Below are 19,254 nucleotides of genomic sequence, written 5' to 3'. Positions count from 1 at the left end.
ATTTTTGCGGTGTTACTATTTTCGACTTTTTCAACGGAATCGACCCATAGCAGACCTCACGAGTGTCCGCCGTCAAGGACTGCTTGTGACCGTACAGCGGACGCCTGGTACCGCCGGCTACGGAGCTTCAACGTATCGGATGATGCTCTGGTTCTGGACGTTCGCGACCAATTCATCCGTGCGGGACAAAAGCCGACGCAGCAAGGGCGATGGATTTGCCAGATTGTATCCCAAGGCCAAATCGACCGTTGGAGTGCCGCCCTCGAGCGCTCTGGCGACGACGTTCGGTGCAAGCATGTTCTGCGCATAGAGCGGGACGAGGCTAATTCCGCCCGTGGAGGCCACGAGCGACATGGCCGATGATATATTTTCGCCCTCATATTTCGCCTTGAGGATAATGCCGGCCCGGGATGCGTAATTCTGTATGACATCCTGCAAGACCGGCGATGTTCTTGCCGAGCTGACATAGATCTCGCGGGCGAGATCCTGCGGACGAATCTTCTTCCGTGATGCCAGACGGTGTTCGGCCGGCAGCACGGCAATCAAGGGCTCCTTTGCCAATATCTTGAAGACGACGCCCTCGTTGTCCTTCTCGGGACGAAGGAAAGCGATGTCCAATTTTCCTCGCAACAACGCGAGCGCCAGTTCTGGTGACGACTGCGTGCTGAGCGTGACTTCGACATCGGGGGCTTCCTCGCGGAGGATGCGCAGCAGCTGGGGAAGCCACATCACCTCCAGCCCGACGAGAAAGCCCATCGAGAGTACGGGCCTTTGCGGTTGCGCCGTCTGCCGGGCCCCTTCCGTTGCGGCCTCGACCTGCAGCAACGCCAGCCGCGCATGATCGAGAAACACGCGTCCGGCGGCGGTCAGCGCCACGCCGCGCGCCTGGCGCTCCAATAGCTGAACGCCGACTTCGGCTTCCAGATCGCGAATTTGCCGGCTCAGCGACGGCTGGGAGGTGTTCAGTCGCCGCTCGGCGGCGTTCAGCAGGCTGCCTTCTTCAACGACGGCAACGAAATAGCGCAGGTGCCGGAGCTCCATGATCCCTCGTATATCTTCCAGGCATAGCTTGAAGCCTACAAGGTCTTGGTCAGGAGCCAAAGAGGGATTTACCGTTTCGCAGTCTTCAACCAAGAAAAGGACAACGAACAATGCTTTGCCGAAGCCTCGTATCGTCTTCAGCAAAGTGATCCCAGGACTCCAGGCCGATAGGCACGGCGTGGTCGCAATTCAGTACGGCCTCAACAATTCTGCAGCGAGGCGAGGCCGCTGAACATCGTGTCTTTCGGAAAGCCAGGAGCCGCGATCTGTGGCCTGATTAGCCTGGGCTCGTTTGCCTTTCTTAGACCCCCGTCCGCAAACCTTTCAATAAATTCAATGGAGCTCTCGATGCCCACGATCACGACGACAGACGGCGTAAAAATCTTCTACAAGGATTGGGGATCGGGTCAGCCGATCGTTTTTAGCCATGGTTGGCCGCTGACAGCGGACGACTGGGATGCCCAGATGACGTTCTTCCTTCATCACGGGTATCGGGTGATCGCCCATGACCGGCGCGGCCACGGCCGGTCCGACCAGCCCGGCACCGGCAACGACATGAACCATTGGGTTGCCGACCTCGCGGCTTTGACTGAGCATCTCAACCTGCGCGACGCGATCCACATCGGCCACTCCACAGGCGGCGGTGAGGTGGCTCGCTATGTCGCTCGCCACCAGGAACGCGTTGCGAAGGCGGCGCTGGTCGCTTCACTGACGCCGAACATGTACCGGAGCGAGGACAACCCGTCCGGTCAACCGCCGGAGTGGTTCGAAGCGATCCGGGCAGGTGTGTTGGGCAACCGGTCGGAGTTCTACCGCTTCGTCCCTGAGAATCCGTTCTACGGCTACAACCTTAATGGGGCGAAGCCTTCCGAGGCGGTCATCGCGAACTGGTGGCGCCAAGGCATGAGCGGCGGCGCCCTGGCTCACTACGCAACCGTCGACTCCTGGCTCGAAGATTATACTGAAGACCTCAAGAAGATCATCGTGCCGGTGCTGGTGATGCATGGCGAGGCTGATCAGGTCGTCCCGTTCGCAAGTTCAGTGTCGCGTGCGGTCGATTTACTTAAGAACGGGTCGCTGAAGACTTATGCCGGCTATCCCCATGGCATGCTCACGACGCATGCGGATGTCCTCAACCCCGACCTACTCGCGTTCATCAGGTCTTGACCCGGCATCTCTCCTCCGTCATCGCCTTCCCGCACGAAGGAGATGCCGTTTGCAAGGCGGCGTCTCCTTTCAGTTCAAGAGATGGTAAGCGACAGCCGCTTTTGATGGACTGGAATGAGAGTTCAAGGTTTTCAATCGGTTAGGAGGCTGCGTGTGCACGACGTGTGTACCGGGAGATCAAGAAAAATCTATTGAGAGAAATGTCGACGATCGTCCTTTTGAGGACGCGACGTCCGCAGAAGTTTACGCGGCCTAGAGAGTTGGATCGCAAGGGCAGGGTACACGCGAACGACTAAGGAGCTGATCGCGCGTCATGAGCGGGGCTCTTTGTTCGGCCGGTCGCGAAGGGCTGCGCGGCCGGGCCGGCTTGGCTCGGCGCAATCCGCCCGACAAGAAGGCCGAGGTGCTTGTCGCGTTCCTCGCGGCATCCAACGTCGCGTCTCTGGGCGGCAAGAAATCGAGCCGATAATGATGAGGGAATTCTGCGTGCTCGCGAAAGCGCGATTGACGATCGTTTGACGGCTTAGATGACGTCGCTCTCACGTGTCCTCTTTATTGAGGGCGCATGGAGCCCATTGAGGGCGTGGAGAGAGCGATGCCAACAATTCCGAGCCCACTGTCGGGGACGAGCAACGTAAAGGCCAATATCGTAGCCCTGCACTGTTCGTTGAGCTCTGGAAACCAGTGGTCGAAGCTCATTGAAGCGTGCGGCGAGTACAACGCAGTTGCGCCCGACATCTCTGGTTACGGGGCTGATACGCCTTGTTACGATCCCGCAATGTCGAAACTGGAAATCGAAGCAGAGCATTTGGCCCGGCAATTGGAGACGCTTGCAGGTCCGATCCATCTGGTGGGGCATTCGTTCGGTGGTGCCATCGCGTTCAAGCTGGCAACCAGCGGGCGTTATGCGTCCCGGGTTCGGAGCTTGACGCTTATCGAACCAGTCTTGCCGTCGATCTTGCTTGAGCAAGACGTCGATCATCCACTGTATCGGTATTTCCTCCACGAAACAGCGCGCATCTGCACGCCAATATGGTTCGATGACAAGGAACTTGGGTTGCAGAGGTTTCTCACCTTTTGGAACGGAGGCCAATGTTGGCAAAGCTTGTCGGAGGGAAAAAAGACGGCCTTGATGGAGCGCGTCAACAAGATAGTGGGAGATTTCTCGGCGATCTTCGGCGAATACGATGTCGAAAACGCAGCTCGACAACTCGCCGTGCCAACTCTGCTGTTTTCCGGAGGGGCGTCGCCTAAGCCTACGCAGGAGATCGTAAACCGTCTTGCCTCAGTGATGCCCAGCGTTCATCACATACGCCTTCCAGAAGCCGGTCATATGTTGGCAATCACGCATTCTACGGAAATCAATCCGCAAATATTGCAACATATCGATGCTGCCCAATCTGATTTTGGAATGGTGATGCAATTCAAACCGATATCACCAGCGTAGGCATCTGCTTTTGCCTTTAAAACATGCCAAAGCTCCATGCGCGGAAAATCGGCCGCGGAAATCGGCATTGTCAACAAACGCGGGCACAGACACCCGGCAAGTCCAGCAATGCCGTTTCTACTCATCGCCGCGTTGCTTAGTCGCTCCCGAGGACACGGTCTCGATGCGCTGCTGGATGTCCGGATCCTGCAACAGACTAGGAGGCTGCAGAAGCTGGATGACCTCCATCAAGGTTCCCCGCGGGACATTCGCCGAGTCGTGCATCCAACCCTTCGCATAGCCGCCGTCTCACCGCACGGTTGGAGCGTGCCATGCGCCGAGACGGCCAGCTCCTCGGCGGTTTCCATTGCGTTTGGTTGCGCCCTGAGCACGCGCGCTGTTGAAATTCCTATAGAGCGCCATCGTTTCGTCATCGGGATCGACGTCAAGCTCGCTCCGGAGAACAGCTTTGCATCGTTTGAATTGTCTGAGCGCAAGTGCGGTCTGACCGTCATCAAAGTAGAGCATCATCAATGCACGATGGACGTCCTCCTGCAGTGGGTCGATGGCGAGGAGTCGATGCGCAATGCGGTACGCTTCATCGCGAGGAGGTGTTTCCTTCAGGCAGTCCAGCAAGAGACGGAGCGCCGACGTTGCCATGGTGCGAAGCCGAATTCGTTCTCTGATCAGCCAAGCTTCGAACAGATCGGACCTGGTATGAAGGCATTCCAGCAGATCGCCGTGGTAGAGCTCTGTCGCAAGCTTCAGCGACTCGATGGTCTTGTCGGCGCATAGTGCTTCGAACTCGGATACATCGATAGCGATCGTCTCCGCCGCGAAACCAACTCGATCATGGTCTGTCACGAGCGGAAGCTCTGGGACGGTCCGACGCAGAATGCTTAGGCACTGGCGCAGACTTTGGCGCGCAGCGACTTCCGGGTGGTCAGGCCAGAGCGATGTAGCCAAGCGCTCGCGCTGACAGGAATGCGCCGGGGCCAGGGCAAGAAGCGCAAGCAGAGCCTGCGCCTTCTTGTTGCTGATCGTTATTGCAACCCGTCCGCTGACCAGAGAGAACGCTCCGAGGAGATTGAGCCTTAACATTTCCGAACCTTACGACGTCCAACGTTTGTCTCGAACGACACGTTTGATCCCGGCAGAGTTAGAAACGAGCCCATGGATCGAACGATCTGCGCATGCGCCTCGCGCGTCGAACTCGGTTGAGTTTTCTTGACACCTGGACGTCGGGTATGACGCTTTCAGAAAGTGGCTTCTCAGGTCGATCCTGATAAACCCAGTCTCCACCGGCTTTCAGATCTATTCGGCCATCATGCCTTCGCGGGACCCACTGCTTTCACTTCTTGTCGATCGGCAGCGGTGCGTTCGGCGCCACCAATCCCTGTGCGCGGATATCGCGCCAGAACTCTCCGGGCACGTTCGCCTTCAGAGCTTCGTGATCCTCCTTGATGCGCTCGGGCCTGCTCGCGCCGGGTATGACGGCTGCTGACGCGGGGTGCGCCAGTGAGAACTGCAGGGCTGCCGCTTTGATCGGCACGCCGTGTCTGGCGCAGAGAGCCCTGATTTTCTCGACCTTTGCCAGGATTTCTCTGGGAGCCGGAGCGTACTCGAAGTGAGCGCCGCCGGCCAGGACGCCCGAGCTGTAGGGGCCACCAATGACGATGTCGATGCCCTTCGCCTGGGCTTCCGGCATCAAACGCTGCAGCGCCTGTTCATGGTCCAATAGCGTGTAGCGGCCGGCGAGGAGGGTCGCATCGGGCTTTACCTCCGCGAGATCGAAAAGGAGCTCGACCGGTTGTACTTTATTGACACCCAGGCCCCAGCCTTTGATCACCCCTTGATCACGCAGCTGGCTGAGCGCAACGAATGCGCCCTTGCGCGCGGTCTCGAACATGCTGAGCCAGTCGTCGCCGTGAAAATCCCGAGCGATGTCGTGGACCCACACAAAGTCGATGTGATCTACGTTCATGCGATTGATGCTGTCGTGGATCGACTTTTTCACGCCGTCGGCCGTATAATCATAGATCATCCTGTTCGGCCGGCCGTGCTTGAAGATATCCCCCTTCTCTCCATGGTCGCGGGTGCCGACGTCCTCCATGTCGTCGAGGATCAAGCGGCCGACTTTAGTGCTGAGGATATATTCGGCGCGCTTGCGCCTTGATAGCTCTTTGCCAAGCCGGATTTCGGATAACCCCGCACCATAAAAAGGAGCCGTGTCGAAATAACGCGTTCCAATGTCCCAGGCGGCATCCACTGTAGCGGAAGCTTCTTCGTCCGGAATCTCGCGGAACATGTTGCCTAAGGGGGCCGCGCCAAACCCCAACGGGCCATTCAGCAGCGCGTCTCTGATCTTCATCGTGTACCTCCATGCTCAGGTAGCAGCAAGCAGTCATTTGGTGATGTCGGCCGCATCCGGCAAAGCGCACGGTGCACTACTGCTGATACTGGGATGTACTCACCTCATCAATCAATCGCGTCGGGCCAGAGGAGTTGACCAACAGGCCGTGTTGCGACCGCCATATCCACTCCGGTACATAATTCCGGCTAACAGGTCATGTTAGGCCTTAAGCGTTTCCGGGGCTTTAGGGAGATAGAGGGCGACGGTCGTTCCGGCTCCCGGCGCACTTTCGATGTCAACGCACCCACCGGTTTGTCTAACGAATCCCTCGACCATGCTGAGGCCGAGCCCGGTGCCTTTGCCGACCTCCTTCGTCGTAAAAAACGGCTCGAATACTCGTTCCCGCACCTCCGGGGAAATTCCGCTGCCTGTGTCCGTCACGGACAGCCTGACACAGGATCTTACCTGGCGGCCACTGGCGCTTCCCTCATGCACGACAACGTTGCGGGCTTCGAGCTCAAGGGTGCCGCCGTGCGGCATCGCATCGCGTGCGTTGAGTATGAGATTGAGCAGCGCGGTCTCCAGCAGCGACGGATCGAGGTGGCACCGCCAGAGCTGAGGGTCGATCCGCAGTCGAATGTCACATCCTGGTCCGACAGCTTGTTTCATCAGCTCCTCGAATTGAGAGATCAACTGGCTTAGGTTTACCACCGTCTGTTCCAATTTCCGGCGCCGCGAAAAGGAGAGTAGCTGTGCGGTTAGCTTGGCGCCCAGGTCAACGGCGCGCCGTGCGGTGGCGGCCAGCTGCCCGACCCTGCCGTTTTTCGCCACGTCCTCGATCAAATCGAGGTTCGTAGAAATCACCGTTAGCAGGTTGTTGAGATCGTGGGAGACGCCAGCGGTGAGCTGGCCGACCAAGGCGATTTTCTGGCTTTGGTGAAGCTGCTCTTCCATCGGGTGGCGGGCCCTCCCATCGTATTTATGCTCGGCGATGTCCGGGAGAGACTTACGAATGAATAGTTCAGGAACTCTGGCGATTCGAGAGTTTTCCGGAATGTCTACACACTGCACTGGCTGGGGAGAAGGAACGCCTCTATGCATGTTCTAAAGCCTGGTGTTACGAATGTTACGAACCGTGTTGGTGCCGGGCCTAACCTAGATGATCGTACGCCATTCGTCGTGCGCCTGCGATACACTACGAGCGATACCGAAATGCACTTCTTTGATCGATTGGGGGCACGGGCTTTGTCGTCGTGTCCGGGTGAACATCCGTTCGCGTACGTATCACCGGAGAGGCGCTCCCTGGTGCGACAGTTCATCCGCAGCCGACAGATGTTCGCTTCCGCGAAATCAAAAGCGTCGATGGCGGCCTAGATAGTGATGGGCACTAGTTCGTATGCCGGCGTCCTGTGTGCGGATCGTCGTCGTGAATTTTCGCATGGGCGGCCGGAGCGTGCCCGAAGCGATTCCGGAACTGTCTGGCGAAATTTGCATAGTTGCTGAAGCCACAGGAATAAGCGATCGCGCTGATAGGCTGCGTTGTGCCCAGCACGGCACGGCGCCGCAAGAGGCGCGCAGCATGATCGAGACGCACGGAATTGATGAAATGAGTATAGGTCAGATTCCGCATCGCAAACAGCTTCTGGAGATAACGACGCGATATCCCGACTTCGGCTGCAACGTCGTCAGGCGTGACGTTAGGATCTTCGAAGTGATTGCTCACAACGTTGCAGACGCGCTGAAAGAGCTTATCACTGCGGAAGAAAGCCGCCGAGTCTGGTGGCGCGAAGATAGCGCCGATCAGATCGTAGATCACCAGTCGCATGTAGCCCGAGGTTGAGCCGGACATCGGTTCTTCCTCGTCGACGGCATCACTTACAATTTTGAACAGCGCTCGCCCTGCAGGAGTATCCCAGCGAGCGCCCGGACCATACTGTGGTTCAAAGCCCAAGTGAGAGACCAGTGATTGACGCGGTAGTTGAAGAGCGAAGCATTGCCGATAGGCGTTCCGCTCCGGATTTGCCGCGAAGGTATCCTGCCGTTGCTCATTTTGATCTGCCACGTAGCTCACGGACCTTGCTGAATCGACCAGCAGTACTTGACCGCTATTCAGCTCAATGGCCTGATCGTTTTGAAGTACCTTTACTGTGCCTACGACCGAGAACAAGGCGTAGTAATGGTCCATGCCGTCAACGCGAGCATCTCGTTGTGTCCGTTCCACGCGCGAAGCGTTGGGCATAAGATGCATCGCGGACAATCCGTAGAGGCTTTGCGCGCGAATCTTCGCGACCAACGACTTGGGGTCGTTGACCACTGGCGTATATCGGCCCCACGTCGAGTGGATAGTTTCGTGCCATGCTCCTACGTCCAGGGCTTGCGACTGGCGAAGAGCATCACGCCAAACCGGCATCGGCGCCGCGGACGATAGGGGCTCGGGCAACGCTATTGAGGCTGGCTTTGCAAAGGCACGATTCGTCTTGGTCACGGCCGCAGGCCCTTCATGTTTCGGATGGATGTTCCACTTGACCGTTGCCAGCGCTTCTCGTCGGCCGTAAGCCAGCGGCTCCGTAGCGGAAATCTCTTCGTGTGGCGAAAACCTCTAGCGTTGCAATCATATTTCGGGCTGGGCTGCACCCATAAAGGGGTGGCAAGAAGTTGAAGCCCACCAAAATTAATATCCAAAGAAATCCTTGCCAGACTTGCAGTCCGACGATCACCAAAATGTGCGATTCTCCTGGGCTGCGACCACGGCCAAGGCGTCCTTCATCACCGGGTGATGTGCCCGGGCCGGCGAACTATTCCGCCAAGGAATAGCGCTGCGTTCATCACGCCGCACTCATTAATACAGACGTAACACTCGCCAGATTGCGCTGCCGCCGGCGACCCTACTCGGCTGGCCGCCGTCTCTGATTTCGACGCGCAGAAAGACCCTGGTTGGATCAATAAGGGAGGGCACCTCAGTAGCGATGATAGTGCGCTGCAGGCGCACGACTCCCGTCACGCGAAGATCTAGAATCTGTTGGGTCATCGCAGACAACCCCGAGATCAGACCCGACTGGAGCTGAGCAAACGTCCGAGATTTGGATAAGTCCGACGCTTGTGATGGCCAGCCGTAGCGACCCTCTCGGACCGCATTTCGACCTCCGCATTCGTCGGTACGTCGCTCAGGCTGCCATCACCTCACGGCCAGCGTCGAGCTTCACCCAGAGAGCACTCAGATGGATACGATTAGCTTCCTGCTTTGGATTCACATAGTCGCCTTCGTCGCCGGCGGCTCCAACTCCGTGGTTATGCCTATCATCGGCGCCACGCTTCCCAAGGTCGACGAGGAAGCACGCGCGACCCTGTTCCGCATCGGCTTCCATATGGCGACCGTAGGGAAGGTGGCGGCGGCGGCTTTGCTCATTAGCGGGCCTTGTCTGCTTTGGCTCAAGTACGGCGGCTTGCAGGGCGCGACGCCGTGGTTCTGGGCCAAGATGGTGTTGATAGCGGTCATGTTCGCAGCAATAGCCTTCGAGGAAACAAGCTTCCGGAAATCGGCCGCGGGCGACCAGACTGCCGCCAGAACTTCGAAGCTTGGCGGCATAGTTGCGACTTTGGCTTTTCTCGGCGTGCTTCTCGCGGCCGTGCTGGCCTTCAAATGACAAGTCAGCTCCGTGGGCAAGGTGAATTGGCGGGAGATGTGTGTGAGTAGATATTTGTCGTCCGATCAATTGCACGAAATATTTAAGTTCAAACGCCTTTTCGTCGCGGCGGCGATGGAGCTCTGCGCATCGGTTCACTACAACGTAGAACGATGCCTCCCACAATGGTTCTGGCTGGTCAGCGCGCTGTTATCGGTCGCGGTGAGCATAGGCGGCTGTGACGATACGACAGCAGCCGCGGATGTCAGGCCCGTAGAGGTCGATGTGGCTCCGGTGATCGCAAAGCCAATAAGGTCCTGGGACGAATTCAACGGTCGGATTAGCGCGATTGAGTCCGTAGAGATACGGCCACGTGTGAGCGGTTATGTAGAGCGCGTTGCCTACAAGGAGGGAGATGAGATACATCGCGGCGATCTATTGTTTACAATCGATGCACGATCCTACCAGGCAGCTGTAGACAGCGCGGCTGCCAGATTGCAGCGGGCGCAGGCTCTTGCGGCCTTGGCGGATCTCCGTGACCACCGTGCCCAGGTGCTTCTACCGACGAGTGCCGTGTCTCGGGAAGAAGCCGATACTCGTCGTGCCACATACTTACAGAATAAAGCGGACGTTCTGGACGCAGAGTCGGCACTCGCCGTTGCGAAAGTCAATCTCGAATTCGCGGAGGTGCGCGCCCCCATCGACGGTCGCGTCGGCCGCGCTATGCTTACTGTTGGCAATCTGGCGGTTGCTGATCAAAGCTTGCTCACCACGATGGTCTCTCAAGATCCCATCTATGTTTATTTTGATCCTGACGAGCACTCCTATCTCCGGTACCGCGCCACTTCATTGAAGAACCAGATAGGAGCTGCGCTGACTGTGCGCGTTGGCCTGGCCAACGAAGATGGCTTCTCTCACTCTGGCAAATTAGATTTTGTCGACAACAAGGTCGATCCGCAAACCGGGAGTATTCGGATGCGCGCGCGGCTGAATAATTCTGACCGCGCATTCACGCCGGGCCTGTACGCGCGCGTGCAGATATCGAGCGACGACGAAGCGCCGGCGATCCTTATCGACGACAAGGCAGTGCTGACGGACCAGGACCGCAAATATGTCTACGTTCTCGGTCCCGGCAGTACGGCGCTGCGAAAAGATGTGAAGCTCGGGCGGACGAGCGGCGGATTTCGCGTGGTCGAGTCCGGCCTGACGCCGGGCGACAAGCTCATCATCGATGGTCTTCAGCGAATCTATTTTTCCGGAGCGCCCGTGAAGCCATCCGAGCGTCCCATCGCGACAGCAGAAGAATAGGGCGCGACGATGGATATCTCCAGCTTCTTCATTGAGCGTCCGACCTTTGCAATCGTCTTATCGATTGTCATCTTCCTGGCTGGTTTGCTGGCGATTCCTTTTCTCCCTGTCGGTGAATATCCCGAAGTCGTACCACCAAGCGTGGTGGTGCGTGCGACATATCCCGGCGCCAATCCAAAGGAGACGGCCGAGTCGGTCGCCACGCCGCTGGAGGAGGCGATCAACGGCGTCGAAGGTATCATGTATATGAAGTCGGTTGCCGGCTCTGACGGCAGTTTACAGGTCGTCGTCACGTTTTTGCCTGAGGTCGACCCTGACACCGCTGCTGTGCGGGTACAAAACCGAGTGAGTCAAGCGCTGAGCCGACTGCCCGATCAGGTGCGGCAGTATGGCGTAACGACGCAGAAGCAGGCTCCCACACCGCTGATGTATGTTAGCTTGTTCTCGCCGGATAATCGCTATGACTCTCTATACTTGCGCAATTATTTGACCTTGAACGTGAAGGACGAGCTGTCGCGCCTCGTCGGTATTGGCAATGTCGGCCTCTACGGCGCCGGCGACTATGCGATGCGTATTTGGCTCGATCCGAACAGACTGGCGTCGCGCGGCCTGACTGCCACGGATGTACTTGCCGCAGTGCGCGAGCAAAACGTGCAGGTGTCGGCCGGGCAGTTGGGAGCAGAGCCTTCTCCGAAGCGCACAGAGCTCCTGGTCTCAATCAACGTTCGTGGCCGCCTTCGGACCGAGCGCGAGTTCGGCGACATCGTCATAAAGAGCGGCGAAGATGGCCAAGTGGTCCGGCTCTCCGACGTCGCCCGCATAGAGCTCGGCGGCGATGACTACACGATGCGGGTATTCGAAGGTAACAAGAATGCGACAACCGCTGGTATCTTCTTGTCGCCGGGAGCCAACGCGCTCGGTGTTGCCACTGCTGTCTATGGCAAATTGAATGAGCTATCAGCGAGCTTTCCGCCTGGCGTTACCTACCGAGCTGTCTGGGATCCGACTGTATTCGTGCGCGAGTCGATACGGGCTGTACAGCACACGCTCGTCGAGGCGACAGTTCTGGTCGTGTTGGTCGTTGTTCTGTTTCTACAGACCTGGCGTGCATCAGTTATTCCGTTGGTGGCCGTACCAGTCTCGGTGGTCGGAACGTTCGCCTTTCTGTATCTGCTTGGTTTTTCGATCAACACATTGACATTGTTCGGCCTGGTTTTGGCGATCGGCATCGTGGTCGATGACGCAATCGTAGTCGTCGAAAACGTCGAGCGATGCATCGGGCAGGGCCTGATCCCGCGCGATGCCGCTGAGCAGGCAATGCGTGAAGTCTCCGGTCCGATCATCGCAATCGCATTAGTGCTGTGCGCGGCCTTTGTACCCATGGCATTTTTGTCCGGTGTCACCGGCCAGTTCTATAAACAGTTCGCGGTGACGATTGCGATTTCGACGGTGATATCCGCAATCAACTCGTTGACGCTGTCGCCTGCTCTGGCTGCGATGTTGCTGCGGGCTCATGGGGATCCGCAGGACTGGCTTTCGCGTATTATGGAGCGTGCCTTTGGTTGGCTTTTCCGCCCATTCAATCGCTTCTTTCAACGCAGTTCGAACGGATATGAGGTAATCGTACAACGATCGCTGGGCCGGCGTGGTGCGGTGTTCGCCGCCTATACGGTCCTTCTGGCCCTGACTGCTGTCTTGTTTCATGTCGTGCCTGGTGGCTTTATTCCGACACAAGACAAACTGTACTTGTTTGCCGGTTCTAAACTCCCCGAGGGCGCATCATTAGCCCGTACAGACGCAGTTGCGCGGACGATGGACGAGATCGCTCACAGCGTCGAAGGAGTTGATATCATTCAGTCCTATGTAGGCTTTAACGCGCTGCAGGTCGTGAATACGCCGAACATCGTGACGTCCTACGTCATACTCAAACCGTTTGACCAGCGCCGCCGGAGCGCTATGAGCATCAACGGAGAGCTGAACGCGAAGTTTGCCGGCATCAAGGATGGCTTTTCCTACGCGCTGCTCCCGCCGCCGATCCAGGGGCTCGGAAATGGCTCCGGCTATTCGCTCTATCTCAAGGATCGCGCGGGACTTGGTTATGGCGCGCTGCAAGATGCGCTCAATGCGTTCAGGGCAGAGATCGCGCGCACTCCCGGCATGACTTACCCGGTCAGTTCCTATCAGGCAAATATTCCGCAGCTCGAGGTCAAGATCGATCGAACGAAAGTCAAGGCGCAGGGTGTGGCAATGACGGATTTGTTCGAGACGTTGCAAGTCTATCTCGGCTCGACGTATATCAACGACTTCAACCAGTTTGGCCGAGTCTACAGGGTCATGGCTCAGGCGGACACGCCATATCGCCAGCAGGCTGCGGACATCGGGAACCTTCGGATGCGCAACGCGCGCGGCGAAATGGTGCCCATCAGTTCGATGGTGACGATCGCGCCGACTTACGGTCCGGATCCGGTGGTCCGATACAATGGTTACCCTGCGGCTGATGTTATCGGTGACTCCGACCCGAAAGTCCTGTCATCCGCGCAGGTTATTGCCAAACTGAGCCAAATCGCGGAGAGGGTGTTGCCCCGCGGGATCCAGTTGGAATGGACGGACTTAAGCTATCAACAGGTAACCCAAAGCAATGCGGCAATAATTGTCTTTCCTCTAGCGGTGCTCCTCGTCTTCCTGGTGCTGGCCTCGCTGTACGAAAGCTGGACGCTCCCGCTGGCGGTGATTCTCATCGTGCCGGTATGCATGTGTTCGGCGCTGTTCGGCGTCTGGCTCAAGGGAGGAGACAACAATGTATTCGTCCAGGTTGGCTTGGTCGTGCTCATGGGGCTCGCCTGCAAGAACGCTATTCTGATCGTTGAGTTTGCTCGCGAACTGGAGAGACACGGCAAAGGGGTCATAGAAGCGGCGCTTGAAGCCTGCCGCTTGCGGCTGCGACCCATCGTTATGACCTCTGTGGCATTTATCGCGGGCTCGGTACCGTTGGTGGTGGGGGAAGGGGCCGGTAGCGAGGTCCGGCAGGTGACGGGAATTACGGTCTTCGCCGGCATGCTGGGCGTTACGCTGTTCGGTCTTTTTCTGACGCCGGTGTTCTACGTCGCGCTACGCAAGTGGGTTATCATCCATAGCAAGAACGAGCCCGCACGAAGTGCAATCGATCAGCCACGTTTGGTCCAGGGGCATGAACGCTGAAGCGTACTGTCGAGAACCTCGCTTCAGCTTTTGGAACGCCGCCACGTGGCCGGTGACACGCCGAATGTCTTTTTGAAGGCGCGAGAGAACGCCGCATCGGACTCATAACCCACCAGCTCGGCGACCTGTGCCACGGACGCGTTTGTACTGCGAAGCTTTTCGGCTGCAACTTGCATGCGCCAATTGGCTAAATAGTGCATAGGCGGAACGCCGAGCAGACGAATGAAATGATCGGCTAGCGCCGAGCGCGACAGGCCAACCTCGCGGCCAAGGTCGTCAACGGTCCAGTGCCGCGCGATGTCGCGGTGTAGCAGCGCCAGTGCGCGGGCCACGTGGGGTTCGCGCAAGCCGGCGAACCATCCGGTCTGGCCTTCCGGTAGGCCTTCCGCGTACCGCCGCACTGTCTCGACGAACAACAACTCCGAAAGCTTGGCAAGCACGCTCTCCGATCCCGGACGACCGCTGGAAACCTCTTCCGCCGCGTACTGAAACGTCGAGCGGATCCATTCGGCTGCCTCTCTCTCCTCGATTCTGAGTTTGAGCAACGGCGGCAAGCTTGTTATCACTGGATTGTGCTCGGCACCGGCGCAGCCGAGGAATCCGCAGACCAGGCGGGTGCGTTTGCCGGTGCCACCGTGATGGATAGAGAACAACTCGCCGTGCCGCGGCGGGCGGATGATTTCTCCGCTGGGCACAGGCGGCAGGCGCAGGTCGCTGCCCATCAGATGCAGATCGTTTCGCGGAAGCAGAATGACCTCACCGGCCTCGATCTTGAGGCCTTCCCCTTCGCCACCGTTAACTCGGATTCGAAAGTCGCCTTCGACGACGTAGTGATACATTATCAGGTGGGACGCCGATCGAAGAAGCGGCGCGCAATGCTCGGGCGCGACGCGTGTGGCTATGCACCACGGCGCGAAGAACTCCGCGTGCAAGAAGACGCCGCCCGTTACATGCGCAACTCTCAGGACATCGGATAACGCGTCCATAGCTGCCTTCCAGCAGGCCTCCGGCGTTTCGGTCATAACTTCCGGCGGGCCGGTCATAGCCACGTGGCCGCCTTCGACATAGTGATTGGCGCATCAGCCAACAAGCTCGTCTGTCTGTCAACATAGAACAGCCTATGAGCCAAGTCAGCGCATCCATGCGGGGGCTCGCCTGGCGCCAACAGCGCAGGACCATTCTCTGATTCACATCCACCTACAAAGGAGAGCTCTATGTCCGCCCGAACGAAAACTGCTGAACCAAACATCGTTAACGGGATCAATGTTGACGCCCTGCTTGCTCTGATAGAGAGCGTCAGGGGTGACGCCCTCCAGGGCAAGACAAGCTGGCGCGTCACTTCGCTCTGGCAGGGCCAGACACACAGCCGGGCTCAAGTCGATGGCTTCGAGATCGGCGGAGCGCGCATATCTCGCCAATTTTCGATCGATATCGATGAGCCTTGTGAATTGGGCGGATCGAACCGCTTTGCCAATCCGCAGGAGTACCTGTTGGCGGCGCTCAATGCCTGCATGATGGTCGGGTACGCTGCGCAATGCGCATTAAGGGGAATTATCTTGGAAAGGCTTGAGATAGAGACGCGCGGTGAAATCGACCTGCGCGGCTTCCTTGGAATCGATCCAGCCGTGGCGCCGGGCTACGACAAGCTCAGCTATGTCGTCCGCATCAAGGGTAGCGGCACCAGCGAGCAGTTCGCCGAGATACATAAAGCCGTGATGGCAACTTCGCCAAACTTCTACAATCTCTCCGAAACAGTGGGCCTCGAGCCAACCCTCGTCGTGGAGTGATTCTGGTTTGGACTAAAGCGGCGCCGTCACTGCCCATTGTCCAGGTCGCGCCAGTAGTGGCTATCTGCCGCGGGGATGTGCCAGCCGAGCACTGCGCCATAAAGCATGGCGTGCGCTTCGGCCTTGCCCACGCCAATGCGCTCGTTCATCGCGTCGACAATCGCCTGGAGCTGTTGTTCGGTTTCGGTGCGGCCGTCGAGGTCGGTCATATAGAAACCGCGCGCGCCGCGCTTTGCGATGGCGACGCGGTTGCCTGGGGCGGCGCCAGGCACGACGACGAAGCAACGTACGGGTTTTTCGACGGTCATTGCTGTTCTCCGGGATATAGTCTCGCCCGCACGAACCGAGGCCGGTCTCTTAGGCTGCGGCTGTTATCTCAGCCGTTCGGGCCGTGAGAGTCCAGAGTGCGCGGTTCAAAGAAACGTTTCTGTCGAGGTTGTTGACCAGGCGCGTCGTCTGACGCGCAGGGGGTGCTGTTCGCGTTGGTGTGACGCTCAGCGACGCATCGAAAGTGACCGTGCGAGGCATCACGCTCCAATTATTGACGATACCCGGTGAGCGGTCGCGCGGCAGGATCAGCCGTTTTGAATGAGTTGCTATGGCTCTCGTGGGTATTCGCGCGCTTCAAGCAAGCAGCTTAGCTGCTCCATGACGCCTACGCGCACAGATAGTGCGCTCTAGGTTCTGTCCGGCTACATGTCTGACCACAACGTGATCCCATGAGGGCGGCCGCTATGCTTTTTGGCGGCGTGTCTCTCGCTGATTGTCTTTGACGCCCCTTAGCGCTCTATGGTGTGTCAGTGAGAGAGCGTTGCCCCGGCGTCGATCCTCCAGTGCGGCGCCGGGGCTTCCATTGTAGCCCGGCTTCGCGTTGGTCATAGACGGGCCGTGTCGGGCGACGAATTGGGCCCGGCTTTGCTCGCAAGGCCGAGGAGTGGCGGCGGTTCTGGTGCAAAAGCCCGGCATGCTGCTGCCTCGGCTGCGCCACTAGAGCCGTCGGTCTTGCGGACAGGGGTATCACGAGAGAGCAGTGGCTGGCAGCGCGTAAGAGTGATTTGCATCGGCGACGTGATGCTGTCGATGCATCACGTCTGACAGGCGGACGGACGAGGCTGCGGCCTGTAAAGCCGGGATGGGTAGCGAGCGGTCCAGTCCCGTCAGATCACGCTTCTTGAAGACTAGCCAGGCCTGCTACCACAATGCACAACGGTTAGTAATACGGCGCACTCAGCAGGAACGTGATCATCCTTGGTCCAGATGCTGTGCTCTCTTAGTAGCGCGACGCTCGCTGGTCATCTGGAAAGAGAGGGTCAGATGGTCGGGGGTCGTGTTGCCCCGGCGTCCTGAGTCCCAAGCCCCGCCGGGGCTTCAAGCCGGCTTAGCTGGTTCAAGTCCGGCCGCCGGCTCCAATCAGTCGCAGGGCAGGGTCAGCTGGTGCTCAATGATCAACGAACTCGCCGCCCCCAAGTATATCGCCGAGGCTGTCTTATCGCCACACGCCCATGCGGAACGCAATGAACTGCTGACGGGCTTGCGCTGGCTTCGTACCAATAACCCGGTCAGCGTCGTCGAGGCTGATGGATATGATCCCTTCTGGCTCGTGACCCGGCATCGCGACGTGTTCGACGTCAGTCGGCAAAACAGTCTGTTCGTCAATGGTGAGCGTCCGATCGCTATAATCGATCGCGCTGGCGAAGCGGCGATGCGGGCCAAGACCGGCGAGCCGTATATTTTCCGTACTCTGGTTTCGATGGATGGGCCCGAGCATTTCAGGTATCGCCGGATAATCCAGCGGTGGTTTACCTCCGCCAAGCTGCGCGAGGTCGAGTCAGATCTTCGTGCCATTGCCAAAGCCTCCATCGATCACATGGCCGCACTTGGAACGGAATGCGATTTCGCCCGAGATGTTGCGCTCCACTATCCTCTGCGCGTGCTGATGAAGCTTATTGGCATTCCGCCCGAGGACGAGGCGCTGATGCTCAGGATGACGCACGGAGACCCTGGGAAGGCGCCTCTAATAGCGCAGCTCCACGGAGTGTACTCCGAAATGGAGGACTATTTTGCGCGGCTCACTCATGAGCGGCGACGGCAACCGACCGGTGATCTGGCGAGCGCGATGGCGAGCGCCATGATCGATGGCGGTCCGGTCCCGCGTTTCGAGGCGTTCTGTCTCTATCTTCTTCTTGTGACGGCGGGACACGACACAACATCGTTATCCATAGCGGGCGCAATGTGGGGGCTGGCCGAGCATCCGTATGAGCTGCCGAGGATCAGGACGAGGCCCGATCTGATCGATAATCTTGTTAATGAGGCGATCCGCTGGACCAGCCCTGTCTCGCATTTCATGCGATCAGCCAGCGAGGACACCGAATTGGGAGGTCGGCGTATTCGGAAGGGCGATTGGCTGATGATCTCCTATCTTTCAGCCAACAATGATGAGACCGTATTTGATCAGCCGCAGCAGTTTCGGGCGGATCGGGATGGCTCCCGGCACATCGCATTCGGTGCAGGCAATCACGTTTGTCTTGGCCAATATCTTGCGCGGCTGGAGATGCGTATTCTATTCGAGGAGTTGATCCCGCGCATCTCCGCTGTGGTGCTGGGGGGCAAACCGAAGCGCTCCGAGTCCGCCTTCATCGGAGGCCCGGAGACGGTCCCGATACGCTACGCACTGCGGCAGTAGGGCCGGCGGCCGCATGGGTTGCGATGGTCCTGATGAACGATATGTCGATTGCGAGGGTGGCCGGCCCAGCGCCTTCCTTCGCCCGCTTCCTTCCAAATTCGATCAACCGCTCGCGATTGAGTTGAGAAATTTTCACAGTCCCCAGGGAGAGCTTGAGCGCTTCCATGACCGCCGCCTTGGAGCAGCGAGGGGGACGATCGACTTCATGCATGTCTTCAACGTGCAGATCGATGAGATCGCCTAACGTGCGGACCTTTTGTGATGCTCGCGGTTTGGGTGATCCGCTGCGGTCGATGTCGGGCGCCCAAGGTCTCTGCCACGTAGCGGTGCTTCCGGCGGACCTGGACGCGGCAGTTCCCGGATGGCAATTGAGTGAAGCTGGCCATGGCCGTGTCCACTCCCCAATTCGTGTGCGCTACGTGTGCACTGAGAGGTCAAAACGGGTACAAACGTGTGCAATTTCGGCTAGGTTGGCGTGCACACGTTCATGCTTCATCCTGTTGAGAACATAGGTTAAATCATTGAAATCGCGAGATTATCTCTTCGCTCAGCCTCACCGTTGCTGTTGAGATCGCCGAGCGCCTTAATGCGCACGAAGCTCGGCGCGAAGAAGAGAAGTTGTCAGCCTGACTGTCTGACCTATTCAGCGCATTAATCTCCGTCCTTTG

Annotated in this window: 15 protein-coding genes; 8 read left to right on the top strand and 7 right to left on the bottom strand. The window is 58.3% G+C overall.

Annotation, left to right across the window (positions count from 1 at the left end):
* Positions 1 to 117 precede the first annotated feature (117 nt).
* Positions 118 to 1,041, bottom strand: a complete 924-nt coding sequence (locus ACZXDY_RS32430) for a LysR substrate-binding domain-containing protein (RefSeq protein WP_464348339.1) — start codon at positions 1,039 to 1,041, stop codon at positions 118 to 120.
* A gap of 348 nt (positions 1,042 to 1,389) precedes the next feature.
* Here ACZXDY_RS32430 and ACZXDY_RS32425 point away from each other — a divergent pair, with 348 nt between their 5' ends.
* The 3 genes from ACZXDY_RS32425 (at position 1,390) to ACZXDY_RS32415 (ending at position 3,655) form a co-directional block, all read left to right on the top strand.
* On the top strand, positions 1,390 to 2,208 hold the full coding sequence (locus ACZXDY_RS32425) for an alpha/beta fold hydrolase (RefSeq protein WP_464348326.1): 819 nt from the start codon (positions 1,390 to 1,392) through the stop codon (positions 2,206 to 2,208).
* A 313-nt stretch (positions 2,209 to 2,521) separates the two neighbouring features.
* Positions 2,522 to 2,677 (top strand): hypothetical protein, encoded by a 156-nt coding sequence (locus tag ACZXDY_RS32420; protein ID WP_464348325.1) that lies wholly within the window; start codon positions 2,522 to 2,524, stop codon positions 2,675 to 2,677.
* Positions 2,678 to 2,803: 126 nt separating this feature from the next.
* A complete protein-coding gene (locus tag ACZXDY_RS32415) occupies positions 2,804 to 3,655 on the top strand; it encodes an alpha/beta fold hydrolase (RefSeq protein ID WP_464348324.1) in 852 nt (283 codons plus the stop codon).
* Positions 3,656 to 3,943: 288 nt separating this feature from the next.
* On the opposite strand, the gene ACZXDY_RS32410 is transcribed toward ACZXDY_RS32415, so the two are convergent.
* The 4 genes from ACZXDY_RS32410 to ACZXDY_RS32395 all read right to left on the bottom strand — a co-directional run bounded on the left by ACZXDY_RS32410 (position 3,944) and on the right by ACZXDY_RS32395 (position 8,301).
* A complete protein-coding gene (locus ACZXDY_RS32410; RefSeq protein WP_464348323.1) occupies positions 3,944 to 4,735 on the bottom strand; it encodes an AfsR/SARP family transcriptional regulator in 792 nt (263 codons plus the stop codon).
* Positions 4,736 to 4,985: 250 nt separating this feature from the next.
* Positions 4,986 to 6,005, bottom strand: a complete 1,020-nt coding sequence (locus ACZXDY_RS32405; protein ID WP_464348322.1) for an aldo/keto reductase — start codon at positions 6,003 to 6,005, stop codon at positions 4,986 to 4,988.
* Positions 6,006 to 6,206: 201 nt separating this feature from the next.
* The gene (locus ACZXDY_RS32400) at positions 6,207 to 6,941 is read right to left on the bottom strand and encodes an ATP-binding protein (RefSeq protein ID WP_464348321.1); all 735 of its coding nucleotides are present in this window, start codon (positions 6,939 to 6,941) and stop codon (positions 6,207 to 6,209) included.
* A 433-nt stretch (positions 6,942 to 7,374) separates the two neighbouring features.
* Positions 7,375 to 8,301, bottom strand: a complete 927-nt coding sequence (locus tag ACZXDY_RS32395) for a helix-turn-helix domain-containing protein (RefSeq protein ID WP_464348320.1) — start codon at positions 8,299 to 8,301, stop codon at positions 7,375 to 7,377.
* Between the two features lie 904 nt (positions 8,302 to 9,205).
* Here ACZXDY_RS32395 and ACZXDY_RS32390 point away from each other — a divergent pair.
* From ACZXDY_RS32390 to ACZXDY_RS32380, 3 genes are read left to right on the top strand one after another with little or no spacing between them, the layout of a single operon-like run.
* Entirely contained in the window at positions 9,206 to 9,631 is a 426-nt protein-coding gene (locus tag ACZXDY_RS32390; protein ID WP_464348319.1) for a hypothetical protein, read from the top strand.
* A gap of 42 nt (positions 9,632 to 9,673) precedes the next feature.
* Positions 9,674 to 10,918: an efflux RND transporter periplasmic adaptor subunit gene (locus ACZXDY_RS32385; RefSeq protein WP_464348318.1), complete on the top strand. Its 1,245-nt coding sequence runs from the start codon at positions 9,674 to 9,676 to the stop codon at positions 10,916 to 10,918.
* Between the two features lie 9 nt (positions 10,919 to 10,927).
* Positions 10,928 to 14,116 carry an efflux RND transporter permease subunit gene (locus ACZXDY_RS32380; RefSeq protein WP_464348317.1) on the top strand — a complete coding sequence of 1,063 codons (3,189 nt, stop codon included), beginning with the start codon at positions 10,928 to 10,930 and terminating at the stop codon, positions 14,114 to 14,116.
* A gap of 23 nt (positions 14,117 to 14,139) precedes the next feature.
* Here ACZXDY_RS32380 and ACZXDY_RS32375 read toward each other — a convergent pair whose 3' ends face one another.
* The gene (locus tag ACZXDY_RS32375) at positions 14,140 to 15,102 is read right to left on the bottom strand and encodes an AraC family transcriptional regulator (RefSeq protein WP_464348316.1); all 963 of its coding nucleotides are present in this window, start codon (positions 15,100 to 15,102) and stop codon (positions 14,140 to 14,142) included.
* Positions 15,103 to 15,330: 228 nt separating this feature from the next.
* Here ACZXDY_RS32375 and ACZXDY_RS32370 point away from each other — a divergent pair, with 228 nt between their 5' ends.
* Positions 15,331 to 15,903, top strand: coding sequence for an OsmC family protein (locus ACZXDY_RS32370; protein WP_464348315.1), 573 nt, complete (start codon positions 15,331 to 15,333; stop codon positions 15,901 to 15,903).
* Between the two features lie 26 nt (positions 15,904 to 15,929).
* Here the strand turns inward: ACZXDY_RS32370 and ACZXDY_RS32365 are convergent, their stop codons facing one another.
* Positions 15,930 to 16,211, bottom strand: coding sequence for a hypothetical protein (locus ACZXDY_RS32365; RefSeq protein ID WP_464348314.1), 282 nt, complete (start codon positions 16,209 to 16,211; stop codon positions 15,930 to 15,932).
* 1,133 nt (positions 16,212 to 17,344) lie between these two features.
* Between ACZXDY_RS32365 and ACZXDY_RS32360 the strand changes: the two genes are divergently transcribed.
* Positions 17,345 to 18,586: a cytochrome P450 gene (locus ACZXDY_RS32360; protein WP_464348313.1), complete on the top strand. Its 1,242-nt coding sequence runs from the start codon at positions 17,345 to 17,347 to the stop codon at positions 18,584 to 18,586.
* The last annotated feature ends 668 nt before the right edge of the window (positions 18,587 to 19,254 follow it).

The organism is Bradyrhizobium sp. LeoB3 (assembly GCF_055456055.1).
The sequence above is the reverse complement of the archived record's forward strand: the minus strand, read 5'-3'. Positions and strand labels throughout refer to the sequence as shown.

Excerpts from the sequence above, each read along its gene's own strand:
- ACZXDY_RS32380 (WP_464348317.1), top strand. The coding sequence starts at position 10,928 with ATGGATATCTCCAGCTTCTTCATTGAGCGTCCGACCTTTGCAATCGTC.
- ACZXDY_RS32420 (WP_464348325.1), top strand. The coding sequence starts at position 2,522 with ATGAGCGGGGCTCTTTGTTCGGCCGGTCGCGAAGGGCTGCGCGGCCGG.
- ACZXDY_RS32430 (WP_464348339.1), bottom strand. The coding sequence starts at position 1,041 with ATGGAGCTCCGGCACCTGCGCTATTTCGTTGCCGTCGTTGAAGAAGGC.
- ACZXDY_RS32425 (WP_464348326.1), top strand. The coding sequence starts at position 1,390 with ATGCCCACGATCACGACGACAGACGGCGTAAAAATCTTCTACAAGGAT.
- ACZXDY_RS32410 (WP_464348323.1), bottom strand. The coding sequence starts at position 4,735 with ATGTTAAGGCTCAATCTCCTCGGAGCGTTCTCTCTGGTCAGCGGACGG.
- ACZXDY_RS32405 (WP_464348322.1), bottom strand. The coding sequence starts at position 6,005 with ATGAAGATCAGAGACGCGCTGCTGAATGGCCCGTTGGGGTTTGGCGCG.
- ACZXDY_RS32365 (WP_464348314.1), bottom strand. The coding sequence starts at position 16,211 with ATGACCGTCGAAAAACCCGTACGTTGCTTCGTCGTCGTGCCTGGCGCC.
- ACZXDY_RS32375 (WP_464348316.1), bottom strand. The coding sequence starts at position 15,102 with ATGGACGCGTTATCCGATGTCCTGAGAGTTGCGCATGTAACGGGCGGC.
- ACZXDY_RS32390 (WP_464348319.1), top strand. The coding sequence starts at position 9,206 with ATGGATACGATTAGCTTCCTGCTTTGGATTCACATAGTCGCCTTCGTC.
- ACZXDY_RS32370 (WP_464348315.1), top strand. The coding sequence starts at position 15,331 with ATGTCCGCCCGAACGAAAACTGCTGAACCAAACATCGTTAACGGGATC.
- ACZXDY_RS32400 (WP_464348321.1), bottom strand. The coding sequence starts at position 6,941 with ATGGAAGAGCAGCTTCACCAAAGCCAGAAAATCGCCTTGGTCGGCCAG.
- ACZXDY_RS32415 (WP_464348324.1), top strand. The coding sequence starts at position 2,804 with ATGCCAACAATTCCGAGCCCACTGTCGGGGACGAGCAACGTAAAGGCC.
- ACZXDY_RS32360 (WP_464348313.1), top strand. The coding sequence starts at position 17,345 with ATGATCAACGAACTCGCCGCCCCCAAGTATATCGCCGAGGCTGTCTTA.